12 protein-coding genes and 1 tRNA gene are annotated in these 20,582 nt (G+C 41.7%); 8 read left to right on the top strand and 5 right to left on the bottom strand.

Annotated features, from left to right (window positions below; all coding sequences use genetic code 11):
• Positions 1-128: 128 nt before the first annotated feature.
• Positions 129-3,176 (bottom strand): D-2-hydroxyglutarate dehydrogenase YdiJ, encoded by a 3,048-nt coding sequence (gene ydiJ, locus AB4298_RS19795; protein ID WP_371988125.1) that lies wholly within the window; start codon positions 3,174-3,176, stop codon positions 129-131.
• 123 nt (positions 3,177-3,299) lie between these two features.
• On the bottom strand, positions 3,300-5,669 hold the full coding sequence (gene ppsA, locus AB4298_RS19790) for a phosphoenolpyruvate synthase (protein WP_248997482.1): 2,370 nt from the start codon (positions 5,667-5,669) through the stop codon (positions 3,300-3,302).
• A 126-nt stretch (positions 5,670-5,795) separates the two neighbouring features.
• Here ppsA and ppsR point away from each other — a divergent pair, with 126 nt between their 5' ends.
• From ppsR to AB4298_RS19765, 5 genes are all read left to right on the top strand, one after another.
• Entirely contained in the window at positions 5,796-6,608 is an 813-nt protein-coding gene (ppsR, locus tag AB4298_RS19785) for a phosphoenolpyruvate synthetase regulatory kinase/phosphorylase PpsR (protein WP_248997483.1), read from the top strand.
• 190 nt (positions 6,609-6,798) lie between these two features.
• Positions 6,799-7,866, top strand: a complete 1,068-nt coding sequence (locus tag AB4298_RS19780) for a 3-deoxy-7-phosphoheptulonate synthase (RefSeq protein ID WP_371988079.1) — start codon at positions 6,799-6,801, stop codon at positions 7,864-7,866.
• 172 nt (positions 7,867-8,038) lie between these two features.
• On the top strand, positions 8,039-8,467 hold the full coding sequence (locus AB4298_RS19775) for an acyl-CoA thioesterase (protein ID WP_371988078.1): 429 nt from the start codon (positions 8,039-8,041) through the stop codon (positions 8,465-8,467).
• A gap of 296 nt (positions 8,468-8,763) precedes the next feature.
• Positions 8,764-9,423, top strand: a complete 660-nt coding sequence (locus AB4298_RS19770; RefSeq protein WP_248997504.1) for a response regulator transcription factor — start codon at positions 8,764-8,766, stop codon at positions 9,421-9,423.
• A gap of 374 nt (positions 9,424-9,797) precedes the next feature.
• Positions 9,798-10,130 (top strand): hypothetical protein, encoded by a 333-nt coding sequence (locus AB4298_RS19765; RefSeq protein WP_248997486.1) that lies wholly within the window; start codon positions 9,798-9,800, stop codon positions 10,128-10,130.
• A gap of 137 nt (positions 10,131-10,267) precedes the next feature.
• Here AB4298_RS19765 and AB4298_RS19760 read toward each other — a convergent pair whose 3' ends face one another.
• The gene (locus AB4298_RS19760) at positions 10,268-13,696 is read right to left on the bottom strand and encodes a PAS domain-containing hybrid sensor histidine kinase/response regulator (protein WP_371988077.1); all 3,429 of its coding nucleotides are present in this window, start codon (positions 13,694-13,696) and stop codon (positions 10,268-10,270) included.
• A gap of 175 nt (positions 13,697-13,871) precedes the next feature.
• Here AB4298_RS19760 and acs point away from each other — a divergent pair, with 175 nt between their 5' ends.
• The 3 genes from acs to AB4298_RS19745 all read left to right on the top strand — a co-directional run bounded on the left by acs (position 13,872) and on the right by AB4298_RS19745 (position 18,104).
• Positions 13,872-15,824, top strand: a complete 1,953-nt coding sequence (acs, locus tag AB4298_RS19755) for an acetate--CoA ligase (protein ID WP_371988076.1) — start codon at positions 13,872-13,874, stop codon at positions 15,822-15,824.
• Between the two features lie 174 nt (positions 15,825-15,998).
• On the top strand, positions 15,999-17,741 hold the full coding sequence (gene radD, locus AB4298_RS19750) for a DNA repair helicase RadD (protein WP_527251189.1): 1,743 nt from the start codon (positions 15,999-16,001) through the stop codon (positions 17,739-17,741).
• Between the two features lie 96 nt (positions 17,742-17,837).
• Positions 17,838-18,104 (top strand): GrxA family glutaredoxin, encoded by a 267-nt coding sequence (locus AB4298_RS19745; protein WP_220780227.1) that lies wholly within the window; start codon positions 17,838-17,840, stop codon positions 18,102-18,104.
• A 69-nt stretch (positions 18,105-18,173) separates the two neighbouring features.
• Here the strand turns inward: AB4298_RS19745 and AB4298_RS19740 are convergent, their stop codons facing one another.
• Positions 18,174-19,334: a DcaP family trimeric outer membrane transporter gene (locus AB4298_RS19740; RefSeq protein WP_248997490.1), complete on the bottom strand. Its 1,161-nt coding sequence runs from the start codon at positions 19,332-19,334 to the stop codon at positions 18,174-18,176.
• A gap of 1,122 nt (positions 19,335-20,456) precedes the next feature.
• A tRNA-Lys gene (locus tag AB4298_RS19735) sits at positions 20,457-20,532 on the bottom strand.
• Positions 20,533-20,582: the final 50 nt, after the last annotated feature.

The raw sequence follows: 20,582 nt of genomic DNA, 5'->3' as shown, positions 1-20,582 counted from the left end.
AAAGCAAAAAACTAGCCCAAAGCTAGTTCTTTGTATTTAAGCTTAAAATTCAATTTAAGCCATTTTGACTGTCTATTAGTTCGCAGCCGTTATAAACATTAGTCTAAACTCAATCAATAAACAGTAAACTAAATTAACGTTAATAATGCCTCTAGCGGATGTTTAGGCTTAAAGCCACTAAAACGCTTCACTTGGCTTCTACATGAGTAGCCAGAGATCAACACTTGAGACTGCGGCAATTGGTTCAATGTCTTTTCCCAAGACATGCCATAAAGCGTTTTTGAGCGTTCAAGATTCTCTGCTTCATGTCCATAAGTCCCCGCCATACCACAACATCCTAAGTTAACCGTATTTAGCTTAGCGCCAAAATGCGCAAAAATATCTTGCCACTCATTGGCGGTATTCGGCTTAGCCGTAGATTCAGTGCAATGGCTAAACCAGGTAAATTCTTGAGCATTTTCATCAGCTTTAGTTCCACGAACCGGCACACTATTAAGCGCCTCTAAAAGCCATTCATTGGCAAGCTTTACATGGAATAGTCCACGCGCCCCGCCTAAGACCTCTTTATACTCATCACGGTAACATAGCACTAATGCAGGGTCGATCCCCACCATCGGCATATTTAATTGCGCAACTTGATTGAGAAAATCTGCCGTAGACTTAGCAGTTCGAGCAAACTTATCTAAAAAGCCTTTAATATGAATCGGTTTACCGTTAGGTTTAAATGGCAATAGAACAGGTTTAAGGCCAAGTTTTTCAATAAGCTGAATAAAGTGGTAAACCGTTCCAGCCTCATAAAAGCTATTGAAAGGATCTTGTACCACCAGCACATATTGGCTGCGTTCACTTTCAGGGATTTGTTGTAGCGCCGCTAGGTCATAACCACGGCTTGAATGGCCTTCTAAACGCTGTTTCAAAGTAGGCACTGATAACGCTGGTGCATCAACATAGCCCAGCGATTTCTTAATCACCCACTTACTTAAACTGTTTTGTGATACCGCATTAACCAGTCTTGGTGCACTTGCCATTAACGGCAATGAATCTTCGATACCAGCCACTAAATAGTCTTTTGCTGGACGTAGGTAACGCTGATAATAAATATCAAAAAACTGCGCCCTAAATTTTGGCACATCCACTTTTACCGGGCATTGGCTCGAACAAGCTTTACAGGCTAAGCAGCCTTTTAAAGACTCCATCACCTCATGGGAGTAATCGTATTCTTTATCTATTTTTAAGCTGTTCTGTGCACGCTGCAGCCAACCTAGTGGTTTGCTACGGCTAAGCTCATTAACATCAACCCCTTCAGCTTCGAGTAAACGCAGCCATTCTCGCATTAAGCCTGCGCGCCCCTTTGGCGATTGTACTCTGTCGCCAGTGGCTTTGAACGATGGGCACATAGGTGAATAAGCGCTGTAATTAAAGCACAAACCGTTACCATTACAGTTCATCACATCAGGAAAAGCTTCACGGGTTTTAATTGGAATTTGTCTATCAAATGCTCCGCGTTTTACGCTATCGACGTTATAGAGCATTGGTCCACTACTTTTAGGGGCCACAAGCTTACCAGGATTGAGTTTATTCTTAGGGTCGAATAAACCTTTAACCTCTTCCAATAATCCGTATAAATGCTCACCAAACACTGCTGGGCCATATTCACCGCGCACACCTTTACCGTGCTCACCCCACATTAAGCCACCGTATTTAAGTGTTAAGTCGGCCACTTGGTCTGAAATGGTTTTCAGTAGCCTTTCGTCTTGCTCATCACACATATCCAGTGCTGGACGAACATGTAATACACCCGCATCCACATGACCAAACATGCCATATTGTAATTGGTGGCTATCAAGCAGCGCTCTGAACTCTAAAATAAAATCAGCCAACTTTTCAGGTGGTACCGCCGTATCTTCAGCAAAAGCGATAGGTTTACGGGTGCCTTTTGCTGCGCCTAGTAGCCCCACCGCCTTTTTGCGCATAGCATAAATAGTGTTAATACTGGCTTTGTCAGATGTGACTTGATAACCCAGTAGACCGGCTTCGTTTTGACCAATTTGCGCAGTTAACATGGCTTCAAGGTTAGCAACTCTGGCTTCAACATCAGCTTGCTCACCAGCAAACTCAACCATATTAAGGCCGTCAATTTCTTTACCTGGCACATCTCTGATCAGTGCTGACACTGAATGCCAAATAATGTCTTGTTTAGCAAGGTTAAGCACTTTTGAGTCAACGGTTTCAACCACTGTCGCGTTTGCATGTACTAGAGTTGGTGCATGACGCAACGCTGATTCAAACGAATTGTATTTGATATTGACCATCATGCGACAAGTCGGCAATGGCGTAATATTTAATTTAGCTTCAGTGATTACAGCTAATGTACCTTCAGAGCCTGCGATAATGCGCGATAAGTCAAAGTGTTCAAGCTCATCATCCCAGACATTTTTCAAGTCATAGCCAGTTAAAAAGCGATTTAGCTTAGGAAAGCGTTGCTCAATTTGCTCACGATTATCCTTACACATATCAGCAATAGTAGAGATAAGCTGTTGACCTAATACATTATCGGTAACAGAGTCGAGATCTGCTAACAGCTCACGGTTTACTGGACGAGTAGTAAGCTCAGAGCCGTCAAATAAAATACTGGTTAAGCCCAGTACATGATCAGAGGTTTTACCATAAACCAATGAGCCAGCACCCGATGCATCAGTGTTAATCATTCCACCTAAAGTGGCACGGTTGGATGTTGAAAGATCAGGGCTAAAAAAGAATCCATGTGGCCTAAGCACATCATTAAGCGCATCTTTCACCACACCCGCTTGCACTTTTACCCAGCCTTCAGCGGCGTTAACTTCAATGACTTGATTCATGTAACGCGACATATCGATGATGATACCGTGAGTCAATGACTGACCATTTGTGCCGGTACCGCCGCCTCTTGCGCTAAATACCACCTCATCAAACTCAGCTCTTGCAGCTAGTAGCAAGGCCGCTTGAACGTCGCGTTGGCTTTTAGGATATATCACAGCTTGGGGCAAAAATTGATACACCGAGTTATCGGTCGCTTGGGCTAAACGCGCACTGTAACGAGTGTCAATATCCCCCGAAAATGCGCCCTCTTCTAATGCAGATAAAAAAGAAAGGTAAATTGGTTCAAGCGTTTGTTGATGCGATAACTTGGGTAACATAGCAACTTCTATCAATTATTATTCTTAGGGTATGTCTGCATTATAAACATAAAAAAAGCCGCTAAATAGCGGCTTTTTTAATGAAATGTTAAATCACGCAGATTTTAACAGTCACATATACTGTTATGCGTGCGCTTCAGCTAGGTATAACCAAGTGTCGATAACGGTATCAGGGTTTAGCGATACGGTATCAATACCTTGCTCTACTAACCATGCTGCAAAGTCTGGGTGATCTGATGGGCCTTGGCCACAAATACCCACATAAGCACCTTTTGCTTTAGCCGCTTTAATAGCAAGAGACAATAGCGCTTTAACTGCTTCATTACGTTCATCGAACAGATGACTAATAATGCCAGAATCTCGGTCAAGACCTAAAGTCAGCTGAGTTAAATCGTTAGAACCGATAGAGAAACCATCAAAATACTCTAGGAACTGCTCTGCAAGTAACGCGTTTGAAGGCAGCTCACACATCATGATAACGCGCAAGCCATCTTTACCACGCTCAAGACCTTGCTCTTTTAGTAGCTCAATCACTTGCGCCGCTTCATCAAGAGTACGTACAAATGGGATCATGATTTCAACGTTCTTCAGACCCATATCATTACGAACACGCTTAATCGCTTCACACTCTAAAGCGAAACAGTCGCGGAATGATTCAGAGATATAACGGCTAGCGCCACGGAAGCCCAACATTGGGTTTTCTTCTTCAGGCTCATAACGGTCACCACCTACCAAGTTAGCGTATTCGTTTGACTTAAAGTCAGACATACGAACAATCACTTTCTTTGGATGGAATGCAGAACCGATAGTTGCAATACCTTCAACAAGGCGTGCCACGTAGTACTCTACAGGTGACTCGTAACCCGCGATCATCTCGTGGATCTCTTGTTGTAGTTCAGCAGTTTGATCGTTGAATTCAAGCAAAGCTTTAGGGTGAATACCAATCATGCGGTTAATGATGAATTCAAGACGCGCAAGACCCACACCTTCGTTAGGAAGACGAGCAAAATCAAATGCTCTATCTGGGTTACCCACGTTCATAGTGATCTTCATTGGCAGTTCAGGCATCGCGTCAACACGTGATGAAACAACTTCGAAATCTTGTAAACCACTGTAGATAAAACCGGTATCACCTTCAGCACAAGACACTGTAATTTCTTGACCGCTTTGGATACGTTCAGTTACATCGCCGCAACCCACTACCGCTGGGACACCTAGTTCACGCGCAATAATCGCAGCATGACAAGTACGGCCACCACGGTTAGTTACAATCGCGCTTGCACGCTTCATGATTGGCTCCCAATCTGGGTCAGTCATGTCAGTAACCAGTACATCACCAGGTTGGATTTGGTCCATATCGTCGATAGACTTAAGCACTTTAGCGACGCCTTTACCAATCTTATGACCAATTGCGCGGCCTTCACAAATTACATCACCTTGAGTTTTAAGGTGGTAACGTTCAATTAGCTGCACATCTTCGCGAGAACGAACAGTTTCAGGACGAGCCTGTACGATATACAACTTACCGTCGTTACCGTCTTTAGCCCATTCGATGTCCATAGGACGACCGTAATGCTTCTCGATAGTCATGGCTTGCTTAGCAAGTTCTTGTACTTCTGCATCGTTAATTGAAAATTCACGGCGCTTATCTGCTGCGATATCTTCAATCTTAACTTGCTTCCCATGAGATTCATCATCTGAATACACCATTTGGATAAGCTTGCTACCGATGTTGCGGCGTACTACCGCTTTATGTCCAGCAACCAAACTTGGCTTGTGCACATAAAATTCGTCAGGGTTAACTGCACCTTGAACAACCATTTCACCTAGGCCGAATGAAGAGGTAATAAATACCACATCATTGTTGCCAGATTCAGTATCCATAGTGAACATAACACCTGAAGCTGCTGTATCTGAACGCACCATGCGCTGAATACCGGCAGAAAGTGCGACGCCTTTATGGTCGTAACCTTGGTGAACACGGTATGAAATAGCGCGGTCATTAAACAAAGAAGCAAATACATGCTTAGTTGCTTCTAATACGGCTTCATAACCCTTAACGTTTAGGAATGTTTCTTGTTGACCAGCAAATGATGCGTCTGGCATGTCTTCTGCAGTTGCAGAAGAACGCACTGCAAACGAAGCATCACTTGTTTCTGAACTCAGCTTTTCGTAAGCCTCACGAACTGCTTGTTCAAATTCTGGGTGGAATGGGGTATCGATAACCCACTGTCTAATCTGTGCACCGGCTGTAGCGAGTGCATTCACGTCATCTACATCTAGGGTTTCTAGAATTTCGTATATCTTCTGGTTAAGTCCACTTTGTTCAAGAAATTCATTGAACGCAAAAGATGTTGTCGCAAATCCACCAGGCACTTGAACGCCTGCGTTTGATAGGTTGCTAATCATCTCACCAAGAGAAGCGTTTTTACCGCCTACCTTGTTAACATCGCCCATGCCTAATTCTTGATACCAGAGTACGTATTGCTGCACAGTTTTTATCTCCGCAAGTATATTTTAGTGTGGCTCTTCACACGAGAGCAGAGGCATCTTACACTCCATGACAACAAGCGTAAATGTATAATTTTATTTGTAATTTTATTACTACAAGAGGTCAAAATGTTACGTAAAGTATTCTATATCTCAGATGGGACAGCGATCACAGCTGAGGTGTTTGGTCATGCGGTTCTTTCTCAGTTTCCGCTTGAGTTTGATGCACTTACGATTCCGTTCGTAGAAACAGAAGCAAAAGCAGAAGCTGTTAAAGCACAAATAAATGATTGTTTTATTACAACAGGTGAAAGGCCACTGGTTTTCCATTCCATCGTTAAACCGGAGATCCGAGATGTTATCTATAGCAGTGAAGGCTTAGATTATGACTTTTTGAATACTTTTGTGGCGCCATTAGAAAAACAATTAGGTATTGCTGCTACTCCAGCACTACATCGCACTCATGGTAAAACCAATGATAGTTACGAAGCACGCATTGATGCCATTAATTACGCAATGGAAAATGATGACGGTCAAACCATGAAACACATGGATAAAGCAGACCTGATTTTATTAGGCGTATCTCGCTGTGGTAAAACCCCATCGAGTCTGTACCTCTCAATGCAGTTTGGTATAAAGGCAGCGAATTATCCGTTTACTGAAGACGACATGGATAACCTTAAGCTACCTGATGCGTTAAAACGCAATAAAGGCAAACTGTTTGGGTTGACTATTGATCCTGAAAGGTTACATGAAATACGCCAAAGCCGTATGTCAAATAGCCGATACTCTTCTTTGCGTCAATGTCGCTTAGAAGTCAAAGAAGTTGAAATGATGTATAAGCGTGAGCGTATTCCATTTGTAAATACCACCAATCACTCGGTAGAAGAGATTGCAACTAAGATTATTGAGGCTACAGGGCTAGAACGCCATATGTTCTAACCTTTATCTAATCTATTTACTCGGAAATTAAAGGCTTTTTAACGTAAAAGCCTTTAATTTATATCAAATAAATATTGATATGATGCAATTTAGGCCCATTTTTAAGGCAATTGCCACTGTGCATAGCCAAACTATTAGTTATAATCCGAGGTAATCAGGCGAAAGCCCATACGAACGCTCGGTATTGTTAATGACCATTAAAACAGACGAACTCCGCACCTCCCTTTTATGTAAGGTGATCTCACCTGCACAACTCGCTGCAGAATACCCTTTAACACAAGATGCAGCAGACTATCTAGTCCAGCAACGCCGTGAAGTTGAAGCCATTATTAGTGGTGAAGACCAACGCCTTTTAGTCATTATTGGCCCTTGCTCAATTCATGACACTGAAGCCGCTCTTGATTATGCTAAACGCTTAGCAGAACTACACCAGCAATATAAAGATGACTTATGTATCTTGATGCGTGTCTATTTTGAAAAGCCACGCACAACTGTCGGCTGGAAAGGGCTTATCTCAGATCCTGATCTTGATGGCAGCTTTAGTCCTAATAAAGGCTTACGTAAAGCACGTCATCTATTACAGCAGATCACCGAACTAAAGCTGCCGATTGCCACTGAGTTTTTAGATATGGTGAACGGACAGTATATTGCAGACTTGATCACTTGGGGCGCAATTGGTGCTCGTACCACTGAAAGTCAAATTCACCGCGAAATGGCATCTGCGCTCTCATGCCCAGTTGGATTTAAAAATGGTACCAATGGCAGTATCGATATTGCCGTAGACGCCGTTCGTGCAGCACAAGCACCGCATATTTTCTATTCGCCAGATAAAGATGGCGCTATGGCAGTTTACCGTACTCACGGTAACCCATTTGGTCACATTATTTTACGTGGTGGTAAAGAGCCAAACTACCATGCTGAAGATATTGCAGCAGCAGCAGAACAACTTGACAGTGTTGGGGTAACCCAACGTATGGTTGTTGATTTTAGCCATGGTAATAGCCGCAAGATGCATAAAGAGCAACTAAATGTCGCAGAATCTATTATGCAACAGATGGCTCAAGGCTCAACCGCTATTGCAGGCATTATGGCTGAAAGCTTCATTGAAGAAGGCAATCAAAAAGTTGTTGCAGGCGAAGAGCTTATTTACGGCAAGAGTATTACCGATGCTTGTATTCATTGGGAAGATTCGGTCGTATTACTGAAAGAGCTAGCTAAAGCATCACGAGCACGCATGGAATTGTTAATACAAAATTAAGCTTTAACCAGTACTCAATAAAAGCGCATCAACTCACGGGTGGTGCGTTTTTTTTATGCTTTAACATTATAACGATTTAGCTCCACAACCTAAGCTCAAGAATGGCAACCTGTTATAAAATTACAAAAACGGCTATAATCCGCCTCTTCAAAGCATAACCATAGGTTGCCGTATGCCACTAACTCAAACTCCCCAGCAATTTCCTGACGATGTCGCCCTTAGAGTTGAACAATCTGAAGCTCGTGTAATTAAAGCTGTGTTCCCGTCAATTACTAACCACCACAACACCCTTTTTGGCGGTGAAGCCTTAGCTTGGATGGATGAAACCGCTTTTATTGCTGCAACGCGTTTTTGCCGTAAAACATTGGTAACGGTAAGTTCAGATAGAATCGACTTTAATAAACCTATTCCAGCGGGTTCTTTAGCCGAAATTATTGCCAGAGTTATTCATGTAGGTAATACTTCAATCAAAGTTGAAGTGAATATTTTCGTCGAAGATATGTACCAAGATCTTCGAGACCATGCTATTCGTGGCGTGTTTACATTTGTAGCTGTTGATGAGCAAAGAAAGCCGACTGCAGTTTGGCCGCCTCATCGTTAATTTGCCTTTCTCGATAAACTGTTCTCCTTTTCATAATGAGTACCAACTATCGTCTACATCAAGCTATCAACCAAGGGGTAACTCTATATTCCTTGGTGATCTCTTTCCCCTTACTTAGCCAATCAACCTCAAAAATTTCACTAAATCAATTACAATCAGCAATATCGACTAAAGTCTAACTTCGGTAATTATTTTAACAAATAATAACTTTTCCGGCTTAAAGCCATAGAACCCGTAGTCATTTTTCTGCTACATTGAACTATCTTCACGTGCAACCAAAACAACCCTATAAAGCCATGAAGCCTGAAAATTTAAATATAATAATTGCAGATGACCACCCGTTATTTCGGAACGCGCTTAGACAAGCACTCTCGTCTGAGTTTACTAATACTCAATGGTTTGAAGCTGATAGCGCTGATGCGCTACAAGCCTTAATCGAAAATAATGACATTGAATACGATGCAGTGTTGTTAGACCTTCAAATGCCTGGCTCTCATGGTTATTCAACTTTGATCCATTTAAGAACACATTTTCAAGATTTACCCGTGGTGGTGATCTCTGCCCACGAAGACAGTCTAACCATAAGCCGCGCCATTCATTATGGTAGTTCAGGCTTTATTCCAAAATCATCTTCAATGGAAACTTTAGCTGAAGCGCTAGAAGCAGTCTTAATGGGTGATGTTTGGTTGCCTCAAGGTGTTGAGCTACAAGAGATCAATGAAGATGAGACAAACCAGATGGCAAGTAAACTGGCAGATCTCACCCCTCAGCAATACAAAGTACTGCAAATGTTTGCCGAAGGTCTGTTAAACAAGCAAATTGCTTATGATCTCGGTGTATCAGAAGCAACGATTAAAGCCCATGCTACTGCAATATTTAGAAAGCTTGGTGTGAGAAACCGCACTCAAGCTGTGATAGCCTTACAACAACTTGAAATGGATAAAGTAGATATTTAATTCACTTTATTTAGCCCCTTCTGAAAACCGCAGCTAAGCATAGCTTGCGGTTTTTTATGCTTACCTTTGGATGTTGCTTTATCAAAGTAAAAGCTCATCTTGTTAAAGTAGCTCTCTATTACATCTGTAATATCGATCCTCAATACCACCACCGCTTACGACATTCCATTTGGCTACACAGATGCAAGCTATTCCGGCGAGTATTGTGTTTACTTCATTCTAAGCAATAACTTGTCGAGATAAAATTCAGCGACTATCTTCAATAGTAGGTTCTATATTTCAACTCAGCCAATCGTGCATTGTCTCGTGCAGCACCACAGTATTTTCCGTGGATAAGATAAGCAAAACTGACTACTTACAACCAAGGAAGTGACATGAAAAAACTCGGTTTGATTATGATTGTTTTAACCCTCAGTGCCTGCGCCTCGGCACCTGCAACCTGGAAAGGTATGTCTGAAAGAGATATTGCCGCCTGGAAAGAGATTGGATTCAATGCTGAGCAAGCTCAAGCGTGGAATGGTGCAGGTTTTGATGCAAAACAATCAAGCTCTTGGTCCAAAGCTGGATTTAATTTAGAAAATGCCCAAAGTTGGAAAAATCAATCTTTCAATCCTGAAGAGGCTCAAAGCTGGAAAACAGGAGGTTTTGACTTAGAAACGGCTGTTGAATCCAGAGACAAAGGCCTAACCCCTGTAAAAATAGAATAATCATGACTAGCTTTATTAAAACCTTTAAGACTAAATAACAAACAAAAAAGGTACGCCAATGGCGTACCTTTTTTTGTTTATCTGAACTAAACGACTTTAACGCGAGTACAGACTTCACTAGGCAGAAAATTGGTAAGTTAAGATTTTTTCACCAAACTCGATATAAGAGCTCTTAATGCAGCAGGCTTTACCATTTTCGCCATATAATGATATCCCCTTTTATGCATATCATCAATTAAGTCTTTTCGCGTGTTAGCCGTAATAAGGATCCCAGGTAGTTGTTCACCATATAAGCTACGGATCCCATCCATTGCATCAACGCCATTTTGACCATCGTCTAAATGATAATCTGCGAGAACAATATCTGGAGCGACGCCCTTAAGCCCAAGCTTAATGCGTGCATCGGCTAAATCCTTTGCACAAACCACTTCACATTGCCAACGACTCAGCAAACTTTCTAAGCCCGCTAGAATAGCTTCCTCATTATCAATACAAAGTACTTTGACTCCTGCTAAGGGTTGCAGTAATGATGGTGCTCTCTTGACTTTAGGCGTGCTGACTTTAACCCCAATAGGAACTCTGATTGAGAACACTGAGCCTTTGCCCAGCTCAGAGCTCACACTTATCTCATGTGAGAGCACTCGGCTTATACGATCTGCAATTGCCAACCCTAGCCCTAATCCATTAACACTCTTACTTTCTGGGTTATCTAAACGCTTAAACTCTTTAAAAATTTCTGAAGTTTCACTTTCATCAATACCACAACCAGTGTCTATCACTTGAATTTCAAGTTCAGCGCCTCTGCGCCGACATCCCAGCAGCACTCGATTACCTTTAGCGTAGCGATAGGCATTAGTTAAGAAGTTTTGAAGGACTCGGCGCAATAAGCTAGGATCTGAGTTGATGGTGGCTGAACTTGAAATGCAACTAAATTTGATTAAGCAATCTTTAGACATTGCATCAAACTCTACAGCTAGGCCATCGATTAAATCCGCAATAGAAAAATCGCGTCGATTAACATCAACCATGCCCGAATCAAGCTTTGAAATATCAAGCAAGTCCGTTAACAGCTCACCAGCAATTTTAAGGGAGCTATTAACATGGTTAAGTGTCGTTTTCCCCTCTTGGTCAAGATTTGGATATTGCGACAACGATGCTGTAAATAGTCTCGCGGCATTCAGAGGCTGCATAAGATCATGGCCGACTGCCGCCAGGAAACGACTTTTAGATGCATTCGCCATCTCTTCTTGCGCTTTTGCCTCTAACAACTGACTATTAAGCAAAGATAACTCATATGTACGTTCTTGCACTCTCGCTTCAAGTGTTTCATTCGCTTCTTGCAGTGCTTTTGCTTGCAAACGGTATTGAGTGATATCAGTAAAGGTCATTACAAAGCCACCATCAGGCATTGGATTTCCTTGAATTTTAATTACCTTACCATCTCGACGTTGCCGTTCTGATACATGGGGGGTGCCGTTGCGCATATGCTGAACACGCTTTTCTACTTGCGAATCGATGTCACCTTCACCGCAATAGCCCCTCTCTGCATTAAAACGCACCACATCGCTAATGGGCATTCCAGCTTGCAAAAACTGATCAGGGTAATCATAAAGCTCTGCATACCTGTAGTTCCAAGCGACTAAATTCAAGTCGTTATCAACAACGCTCATACCTTCATAAGCATGTTCAATTGCACCACGTAACATATCTTGGCTTAGAATAATTTTTGATGATGCCTCATCAACCAAACTAAACACCTCATCCAGCGCTAAATCTCGCCCTTGAAGAACTGAGTCCAATACTAATGAAGCACTCGATGCACCTAACACACCAGCTAACATATGTTCGGTATGAGCGATAAGCTCCGGTGGTGCAGCTTTATGCCAGCTATCACTTTTAACCGCATCTTCTGAAAAGGCTGAAAAACTTTCATAAGCACGTGTAGGGCTCACAAACCGACTCGCCAATATCAACAAATCTTGCTGAGAAACTGGTGCAGTTTTACGGTTGGTATCTTTTTTCAACGCACCAGGTGTAACAAAAGCACTGGCCTGCATTCTCTCCACGACACCCGCTCGAAACCACACTGAACCCAGCATATAACAGGCGCAGTTTGCCAATAAGGCAATAAGAATGTCGCGAACATTAGGCGTAATAGAATCTAATAGGCCAAATTCAGTGGTTACAATAGCTGGGGAGTTAACTGCCCCCTGTAGCAGGATATAACACCAGCTACCAAAGCCAACAGACAGCCCAAGAAATACTCCACTGCGGTTACCATGCTTCCAATACATACCACCAATTAACGCTGGTGCAAGTTGGGCAAATGCGCCAAAAGATAACATACCTAAAGATGACAGCGAGTCATTATCCATAAAGGATAGATAACTGAAATATCCTAAACCGAGTATTAATATGATTGCTAAGCGCCGCGCATTTAATAAAAGTTGTGAAAACTGACTGAAATTACGCGCTTTTATTTGCCCAGTTCGCAGCATTAATGGCACTAACCACTCATTACTCACCATTACGCTAATAGTAACAACAGCAACAATGACCATACCGGTAGCAGCAGACAAGGTACCTAACAGTGCAACAACGGCTAGCCAAGGCTGATCTAATGCCAAAGGCAAATTAATCACATAAGTATCAGCTGCCACAGCATCACCTAGTAACAATTTGCCAGCTAGAGCAAGCGGCGCAACAAACATACCGAAAAGTAATAAATACAGAGGAAATAACCAACGCGCTTTTAAGATGGTGTTTTCATTTTCACATTCCACCATCATCACGTGGAACTGCCTCGGCATACACAAAAAGGCCGCCATACCAACAAGTAACTCCGGCATTAAAGATTCAATACGCAGATTAGGATTGTTTATTAAATCCCCTTCTGACGCTTGTTGCCAAATATCACCAAAGCCATCAAATACGCCAAAGCTAATAACAATACCTACGAGTAAAAAAGCACCTAACTTAACCAAAGATTCGAATGCAATGGCTAACATCATCCCAGGGTTGTGCTCAGTAGCATCGAGCTTACGCGTGCCAAATAATATTGCGAAAACCGCTAATATGGCTGTAATGATGAGTGAGACTTTAGCGCCATCAAATAAAGCACCGTCCGGTTGAAATAAATTAAGGCTAAACACCATAGCTTTTAGCTGTAATGCGATATACGGCATGATGCCAAATAGAGCAATAAGGGTAACGATGGCTGCGAGTAGTTGTGATTTGCCGTAGCGTGCAGCAATAAAGTCCGCCACTGAGGTGATATTTTGTGCTTTGGAAACAATGACCATTTTACGTAATAGGCCAAAACCAAACGTAAATATCACTATCGGACCAATGAAAATCGGTAAAAAGGACCAAAGATCTTGTGCTGACTGACCAACGGTACCGAGAAAGCTCCATGATGAACAATACACAGCCAAACTTAAACCGTAAATCCAAGTCTGCATGCGTTTAGTTATGCCACTAAACCAACGCTCAGCACCCCAGGCGATAAGGAATAAAAGCAATACATAAACGATGGCTATGGTGCCAACCAAAACAGTTAAATTCATAGGGTTCTCTTTTTTTTAAACTATTTTGCGGTAAAAATGTTATGAAATCCAGCCGAATTGAAATTACAACCAACTAAAAAATAAGGAAAATATATTACTAGACCAAGGTCTAATAGAGAAAGTCCCCTATCCCAATTCATACTCAGCTTACGCATTATTAGATAAGGGAAGCCCAATGAGCATGCAGTCTCTCTACAAAGTTCCAAGTGAAATAGCAGAAAACGCACTTGTAAACGATGAACAATATAAAAAAATGTATCAGGAGTCGATTGTCAATCCTGAAGGTTTCTGGAGAGAACACGGCAACCGTATCGACTGGATTAAACCTTTTACTAAGGTAAAGAAAACCTCTTTCGATGACCACAATCTATTTATTAAGTGGTTTTATGACGGCACGCTCAACGCTTCAGCTAACTGTTTAGACAGACACTTAGAAAACAATGCCGACAAACTGGCAATTATCTGGGAAGGCGACGACGCTAAAGATCAACGCACATTGACTTATGGTCAGCTTCATACCGAAGTGTGTAAATTTGCTAACGCACTACGCAGCCAAGGCGTACGTCGCGGAGAAGTCGTAACAATCTATATGCCTATGGTGCCAGAAGCTGCCGTAGCCATGCTAGCTTGTGCTCGTATTGGTGCGATTCACTCAGTTGTATTTGGTGGCTTTTCACCGGATTCAATTGCATCGCGTGTTATCGACGGAAACTCAAAAGTCGTGATTACCGCTGATGAAGGTGTCCGTGGCGGCCGCATTATTCCGTTAAAAGCCAATATTGATGAAGCACTTTCACATCCTGATGTCACTTGCGTTGAAAAAGTCATCGTGATGAAACGCACTGGCGGCGATATCAATTGGGTCGAAGGTCGTGATATCTGGTGGGAGTCACTAATGGAAACCGCCTCTGAGCACTGTATTGCAGAAGAGATGGGCGCAGAAGATCCATTATTTTTACTCTATACCTCAGGTTCAACTGGCAACCCTAAAGGTGTTTTACATACCACTGGTGGTTATATGGTTTATGCCGCCATGACTCACGAGTATGTATTTGACTACAAAGAAAACGAAGTTTACTGGTGTACAGCCGATGTAGGTTGGATTACTGGTCACTCATACATGGTTTACGGCCCGCTTGCTAACGGCGCAACGGTCCTTATCCATGAAGGCGTTCCTAATTACCCAAGCCCTGCACGGTTAGGTGAAATGATTGATCGTCATAACGTCAATATTCTTTATACCGCTCCAACACTTATCCGTGCATTAATGGCCGAAGGTAAAGAGCAGTTTGACGGCTTTGATGGTAGCTCACTGCGTATTATGGGATCTGTAGGCGAACCGATTAACCCTGAAGCATGGCGCTGGTATAACGATGTAATTGGTCATGAAAAGTGCCCGATCGTTGATACTTGGTGGCAAACAGAGACTGGTGGTATTTTGATTAGTCCGCTTCCAGGCGCAACTGATACCAAGCCTGGTTCAGCGACTCGCCCATTCTTTGGTGTTCAGCCTGCACTGGTTGATAACATGGGCAACATCGTTGAAGGCTCTAATGAAGGTAACTTGGTAATATTAGATTCTTGGCCGGGACAAATGCGTACCGTATTTGGCGACCATGATAGATTTGTACTCACCTATTTTAAAACCTTTAGAGGCATGTATTTTACTGGTGACGGTGCTAAACGTGATGAAGATGGCTATTACTGGATCACTGGCCGTGTTGATGACGTGATCAACGTATCAGGCCACCGTTTAGGTACAGCAGAAGTAGAAAGTGCTCTAGTTGCTCATGAGCAAGTTGCAGAAGCCGCTGTTGTTGGTTATCCCCATGATATAAAAGGACAAGGCATTTACGCATACGTTACGCTAACAAAAGGTACCGTAGAAACTGAAGAACTTCGTCAACAACTACGCCAATGGGTTAGAAAAGAGATTGGTGCGCTTGCCACTCCAGATCTTATTCAATGGGCAGGCGGCTTACCTAAGACGCGTTCAGGCAAGATTATGCGTCGCTTCTTACGTAAAATTGCCGCGAACGAAGTCACAAACTTAGGTGACTCGTCAACACTGGCAGATCCAGCAGTGATTGACACCTTGATTGAGAGTCGCCTCAATCGCAGTGAATAAGTGATTTTCTATCAGACAAATTGACCACCTAGCCCCTCTCTGAGGGGCTTTTTTTATACCTGTTGTTCATTCAGTTATTATCAGAAAAAGATTAATTAATATTTCGCTTATATCATATCAATAAGTATGGGATCATTTCGTTTATAAAATTGATTTATGTTAGGTTTGCTTGCCGTGCAACTGAGAGATTACCAACAACAATCGGTCGACGCTGCCGTTAGCCATTTCAAAAAAAGTACTGACTCCGCAGTGCTCGTATTGCCAACAGGTGCAGGAAAAAGCATTATCATTGCTGAGCTTGCACGCATTGCCAAAGGCCGCGTCTTAGTATTGACTCATGTCAAAGAGCTCGTTGCTCAAAATGCAGAGAAAGTTGGTTTACTAACAGAAAAAGCCCAAATATATTCAGCGGGACTTAATCAAAAATCAACAGCAGGTAAAACCGTTGTTGCTAGTATCCAATCTGCAGTCAAACAACCTCAACAATTCGACGAGCCCTATAGTCTGGTGATCATTGATGAATGCCACCGTGTAAGCCCAGACAAAGATAGTCAATACCAACAATTACTGAGTCATTTACGATCTAAAAACGGCAACATAAGGCTACTTGGTCTAACTGCAACTCCGTATCGACTCGACTTAGGCTGGATATATCGACATCATTATCACGGTAAAATTGGCAATACAGAAAAACCCGTTTTTGAAAAGTGTATATTTGAACTGCCAATGCGACCTCTAATCAAACAAGGCTTTTTAAGCCAACCCAAAATGTTTGATGGCCTAAGTGCTCAATATGATTTTAGTGAACTCACCGCCTCACCAACAGGTGAATACAATGAAAAAGAGGTTAATTCGATTCTCAACCATTGCGGCCGAGCAACTACAGCTATTGTTAAACAGCTCATTGCATTTGGTGAACACCGCCATGGAATTATTATTTTTGCAGCTACGGTAAAGCACGCCGAAGAAATCGTTTCCAAACTTGCAGGCGAGCAAGTTGCGCTAATCACAGCTAAGACATCACGTGAAGATAGAGATAGTCTTATTGGTGCTTTTAAAGCCAAAAAAATTAAATTCTTAGTCAATGTTGCCGTACTTACAACCGGGTTTGATGCACCTCATGTCGATCTTATCGCTATACTCCGCCCTACGGCCTCTGTAAGCCTTTTTCAGCAAATGGTTGGTCGTGGATTAAGAATCGATAAAAACAAGTCTGAATGCCTTATAATTGATTATGCAGCCAACGGTTATGATCTGTTTTATCCAGAGGTTGGCCAACCAAAGCCCAATAGCAAATGCAAGCCGGTACAAGTTCATTGTCCCGTGTGCGATTTTGCCAATATATTTTGGGGGCTCACTGATAATGATGGCGATATCATTGAGCATTTTGGTCGTCGCTGCCAAGCACTGATTGAAACTGACGGCAGCAAGCAACAGTGTGACTTCAGATTCCGCTCTAAAGCTTGCCCTAACTGCGGCGAAGAAAATGATATTGCCGCTAAAGTCTGTCAGCACTGTCAGGCAATTTTAGTTGATCCAGATAAGCGCCTTAAAGAAGTATTACAGCAGAAGCATCATCACCTTTTTAAATGCCAAAGTATGTTGCTTGAACCAGAAGCTGAGCGTTTAGTCGTGCGCTATATCGATATCGAAGGCAATGATTTTTGTCGTTACTTCAAAATGCAAACTCCAGCACAAATTCGCGCTGTTTTTGCGTTGTTTATTTTCCCGCATAGTCGCACTCCAGGTATAAAACACAAAAAGTATAAAACCCCGCAACAGCTTGCCGATGATCATGTTCTATTTAGAAAGCCTGATTTAATACTACTAAAAAAAGGCAAAAAGGGTTGGGAGTTAATGGAAACAATCTTCGATTATCAAGGTCGATATCAAACAGAAAAGTCACACTTTGAGTAAAAATCAATAATACGATTAGCGCGACTTCTAATATCGATTAGAACTATTGCAAAGGCTATGATATAAAGTGCTCAAGCTAAAATTGAGGAAGCTATTATGTTTGTTGTTATTTTCGGTCGACCTGGTTGCCCTTATTGTGTACGCGCGGTTCAAGTTGCAGAGCAACTAACTGAAAAACGTGATGATTTTAAATTCAAATACGTAGACATTCACGCTGAAGGGATCAGCAAAGCCGATTTAGAAAAAACAGTTGGTAAGCCAGTAGAAACCGTACCACAAATCTTCGTTGATAAAGACCATGTTGGTGGCTGCACTGAATTTGAACAATACGTTCGCGACAATAACTTAATGCCAGCGGCATAAAAATTATTGATTATAAAAAAGGAGGCTTAGGCCTCCTTTTTTATTGTATTTACTATTCTATCAACCTTACTAAAGTACGTACTTCATAGAGAAAATCACTCGGTTAAGCTCACCGTCAACACCATTTTCTTTAGTGTTTTTAGCGTACATATATTCAATACCTACTGTTAACGGTTTTACTGGTGAATATAGTAAATTGATATAACCAGAATAAGAGTCTTTATTGACATTATTCCCGCTCAAATCAACATTATTATCGGCTTTAAAGCCTGAACCAGTAATACTGGTTCTCCACTTATCGTTCCACCAATGACGGTAAGAAATATAGCCACCATAAGAACCTATGGTTTCAATATCACCATTAGCGTTTAGTACACCAGCGTTCACGTAGTTTAGTGCCATATATCGACCTAATCCTTCACCATAGGTTGCAGACATCTTAATATCATCTTGTCCTACAGGGATAACACCGGTAAAGCTCACACCGTAACCAAGCTCAGTCGCATCGATAGGGGTAGCCGTATCTTTGTTCATTTCAATATTTAGCTGCCTTGCAATACCTGCAAACGTGAAGGCCATGCCACTTTCAGTTTTCATGTTATAACGAGCGACAAAATCAGGCACCATACCGCTACCACTTGTAACTCGTGCACCAGAAGGATCTCTATAGGTATTCAATGTTGTTTCAGGGTTTTCTGCTGAGAACTGAAAGCCACCATTGGTATAGCGAACCATAGTTTGTCGAACAAAGGGAGTACCATCAGCTGCACCAACAAAATCCAAATTTTCAGGCAGTGCTCCTGGGTTTTGGAACGTTGTCCACATTTGGCCTGCCGCCCAATTATCAAAACTGACAAATGCTTGTCGTATACGAGGTGAGTAGCTATTAGATACTCGCTCATTACCATCTGTATGAGTCATAAAATCTAGTTCAATAAAACCAGTTAGCTTATGCCCATCTAAATCAGTTGAAGTCTTAAAATTAAACCGTGATTCTCTTGCCTGGAAGTCGACAACTTGTTTCCCATTGCTAGCGTCACCATAAATAGTGCCCGGAACATAAAACTGTCTAGATAAACTGCCCGAACCTGGAGCTCCATTACTATAATCACTGAACATCACATCAGCTTTTACATATCCACCAAATTTAAATTCAGTGTCTGCTGCCACACCAAAACTCATTGCTGCAATTGTTGCAGCTCCTATTAACGTAAACCTTGCTTGTTTCATTCCCTTTCTCCCTGATATTTTTATTATCTACACAAAATATGACCGAGTTAACATCTGTACAACATTAGCAATAGGTCTATCAGACGAAGGTAGAACACTACTTACTAATTAATCATATTCGCATTTACCGACACAATATTAGTAAAGAATGAAGCAATGTGTTAATTAACTACGATTTTTTCATTACCCTCAAACATATATATAAATTTTCATAGAATAATATTTATAAAATTAAACACCATTGTTCTTGTCGCAAAAAAAACAATACTACCCATATAATCAATAGGTTAAATAATCCTAAGAAAAAAACTAAAGCGTTAGTCAAAATTTTGTAATACTAGTGTCATCTTAGATATGACCTGATTAATTCTCGAAAATATATTTCAAAATACCAGCGTGTATAGCTCGAGAGCAGTAAAAACTGCATAAAAATAGAATTGCTCACCTAAAACATCAACTAGATTTCGATAACCAATCAATTAATCAACATAAGATTAATACAGTAACAGTTAACATAATGAATGCCATTTATTCGAGTGCCTTTCCTACAAGGGTTTAATCAACGCCTGTATGCTGACGTTGCATCATAAAAGAATATGAACCGCTGTATGCTTTATAATGTTTCGGGTAAACGATAGTCAGTGAACACGAAAAAGAGAACCAAGTTAGCGAAAGAAACTCGATAGCATACTCGTTGATTAGTTAGACTTAGATCTATTGGGTAATTAGACGCTAAAACGAATAAAGAACAGTTTTTGACAAAGTATGAATAGAAGAACAGAGAAAACATATGAAAGAGATTAAGAAGCGCTCAATTATTAAAAGTACGCACCTCGATCAATATGCTAGATAGGACAAAGCCAACTGCATGCTCAATAACAAATGCGGCTGTTCTGAGTAATGTATTTTCGCTAACGAATTTTTTTGACTTTATTCAGGAGAGATATAGCGATTGTTCTAGAGGTGGTGTGTCTTAGAGGGGGCGAACCTTTCAATCAACGTGCTAGATAGAGCAACGTCAACTGCATGCTCGATAACAAACGCAATTAGGCTAACTAAGGTATTTCACTAACTAAGTGTTTTTGACTTTATACAAGGGAGATATAGCGATTGTTCTAGAAGTGGTGGGTCGTGAAGGATTCGAACCTTCGACCAATTGGTTAAAAGCCAACTGCTCTACCGACTGAGCTAACGACCCATCTAGTATTGCTTTCTACTTCTTTAGCCACTTGCAGAAAAGTGGTGGGT

This window comes from Shewanella sp. 10N.261.52.F9 (assembly GCF_041471165.1).
Classification (GTDB): domain Bacteria; phylum Pseudomonadota; class Gammaproteobacteria; order Enterobacterales; family Shewanellaceae; genus Shewanella; species Shewanella marinintestina.
Note: the sequence above shows the minus strand (reverse complement) of the source record. Positions and strands in the feature narration are given on the sequence as shown.

Excerpts from the sequence above, each read along its gene's own strand:
- ydiJ (WP_371988125.1), bottom strand. The coding sequence starts at position 3,176 with ATGTTACCCAAGTTATCGCATCAACAAACGCTTGAACCAATTTACCTT.
- ppsR (WP_248997483.1), top strand. The coding sequence starts at position 5,796 with ATGTTACGTAAAGTATTCTATATCTCAGATGGGACAGCGATCACAGCT.
- AB4298_RS19780 (WP_371988079.1), top strand. The coding sequence starts at position 6,799 with ATGACCATTAAAACAGACGAACTCCGCACCTCCCTTTTATGTAAGGTG.
- AB4298_RS19775 (WP_371988078.1), top strand. The coding sequence starts at position 8,039 with ATGCCACTAACTCAAACTCCCCAGCAATTTCCTGACGATGTCGCCCTT.
- AB4298_RS19770 (WP_248997504.1), top strand. The coding sequence starts at position 8,764 with ATGAAGCCTGAAAATTTAAATATAATAATTGCAGATGACCACCCGTTA.
- AB4298_RS19765 (WP_248997486.1), top strand. The coding sequence starts at position 9,798 with ATGAAAAAACTCGGTTTGATTATGATTGTTTTAACCCTCAGTGCCTGC.
- AB4298_RS19760 (WP_371988077.1), bottom strand. The coding sequence starts at position 13,696 with ATGAATTTAACTGTTTTGGTTGGCACCATAGCCATCGTTTATGTATTG.
- acs (WP_371988076.1), top strand. The coding sequence starts at position 13,872 with ATGAGCATGCAGTCTCTCTACAAAGTTCCAAGTGAAATAGCAGAAAAC.
- AB4298_RS19745 (WP_220780227.1), top strand. The coding sequence starts at position 17,838 with ATGTTTGTTGTTATTTTCGGTCGACCTGGTTGCCCTTATTGTGTACGC.
- AB4298_RS19740 (WP_248997490.1), bottom strand. The coding sequence starts at position 19,334 with ATGAAACAAGCAAGGTTTACGTTAATAGGAGCTGCAACAATTGCAGCA.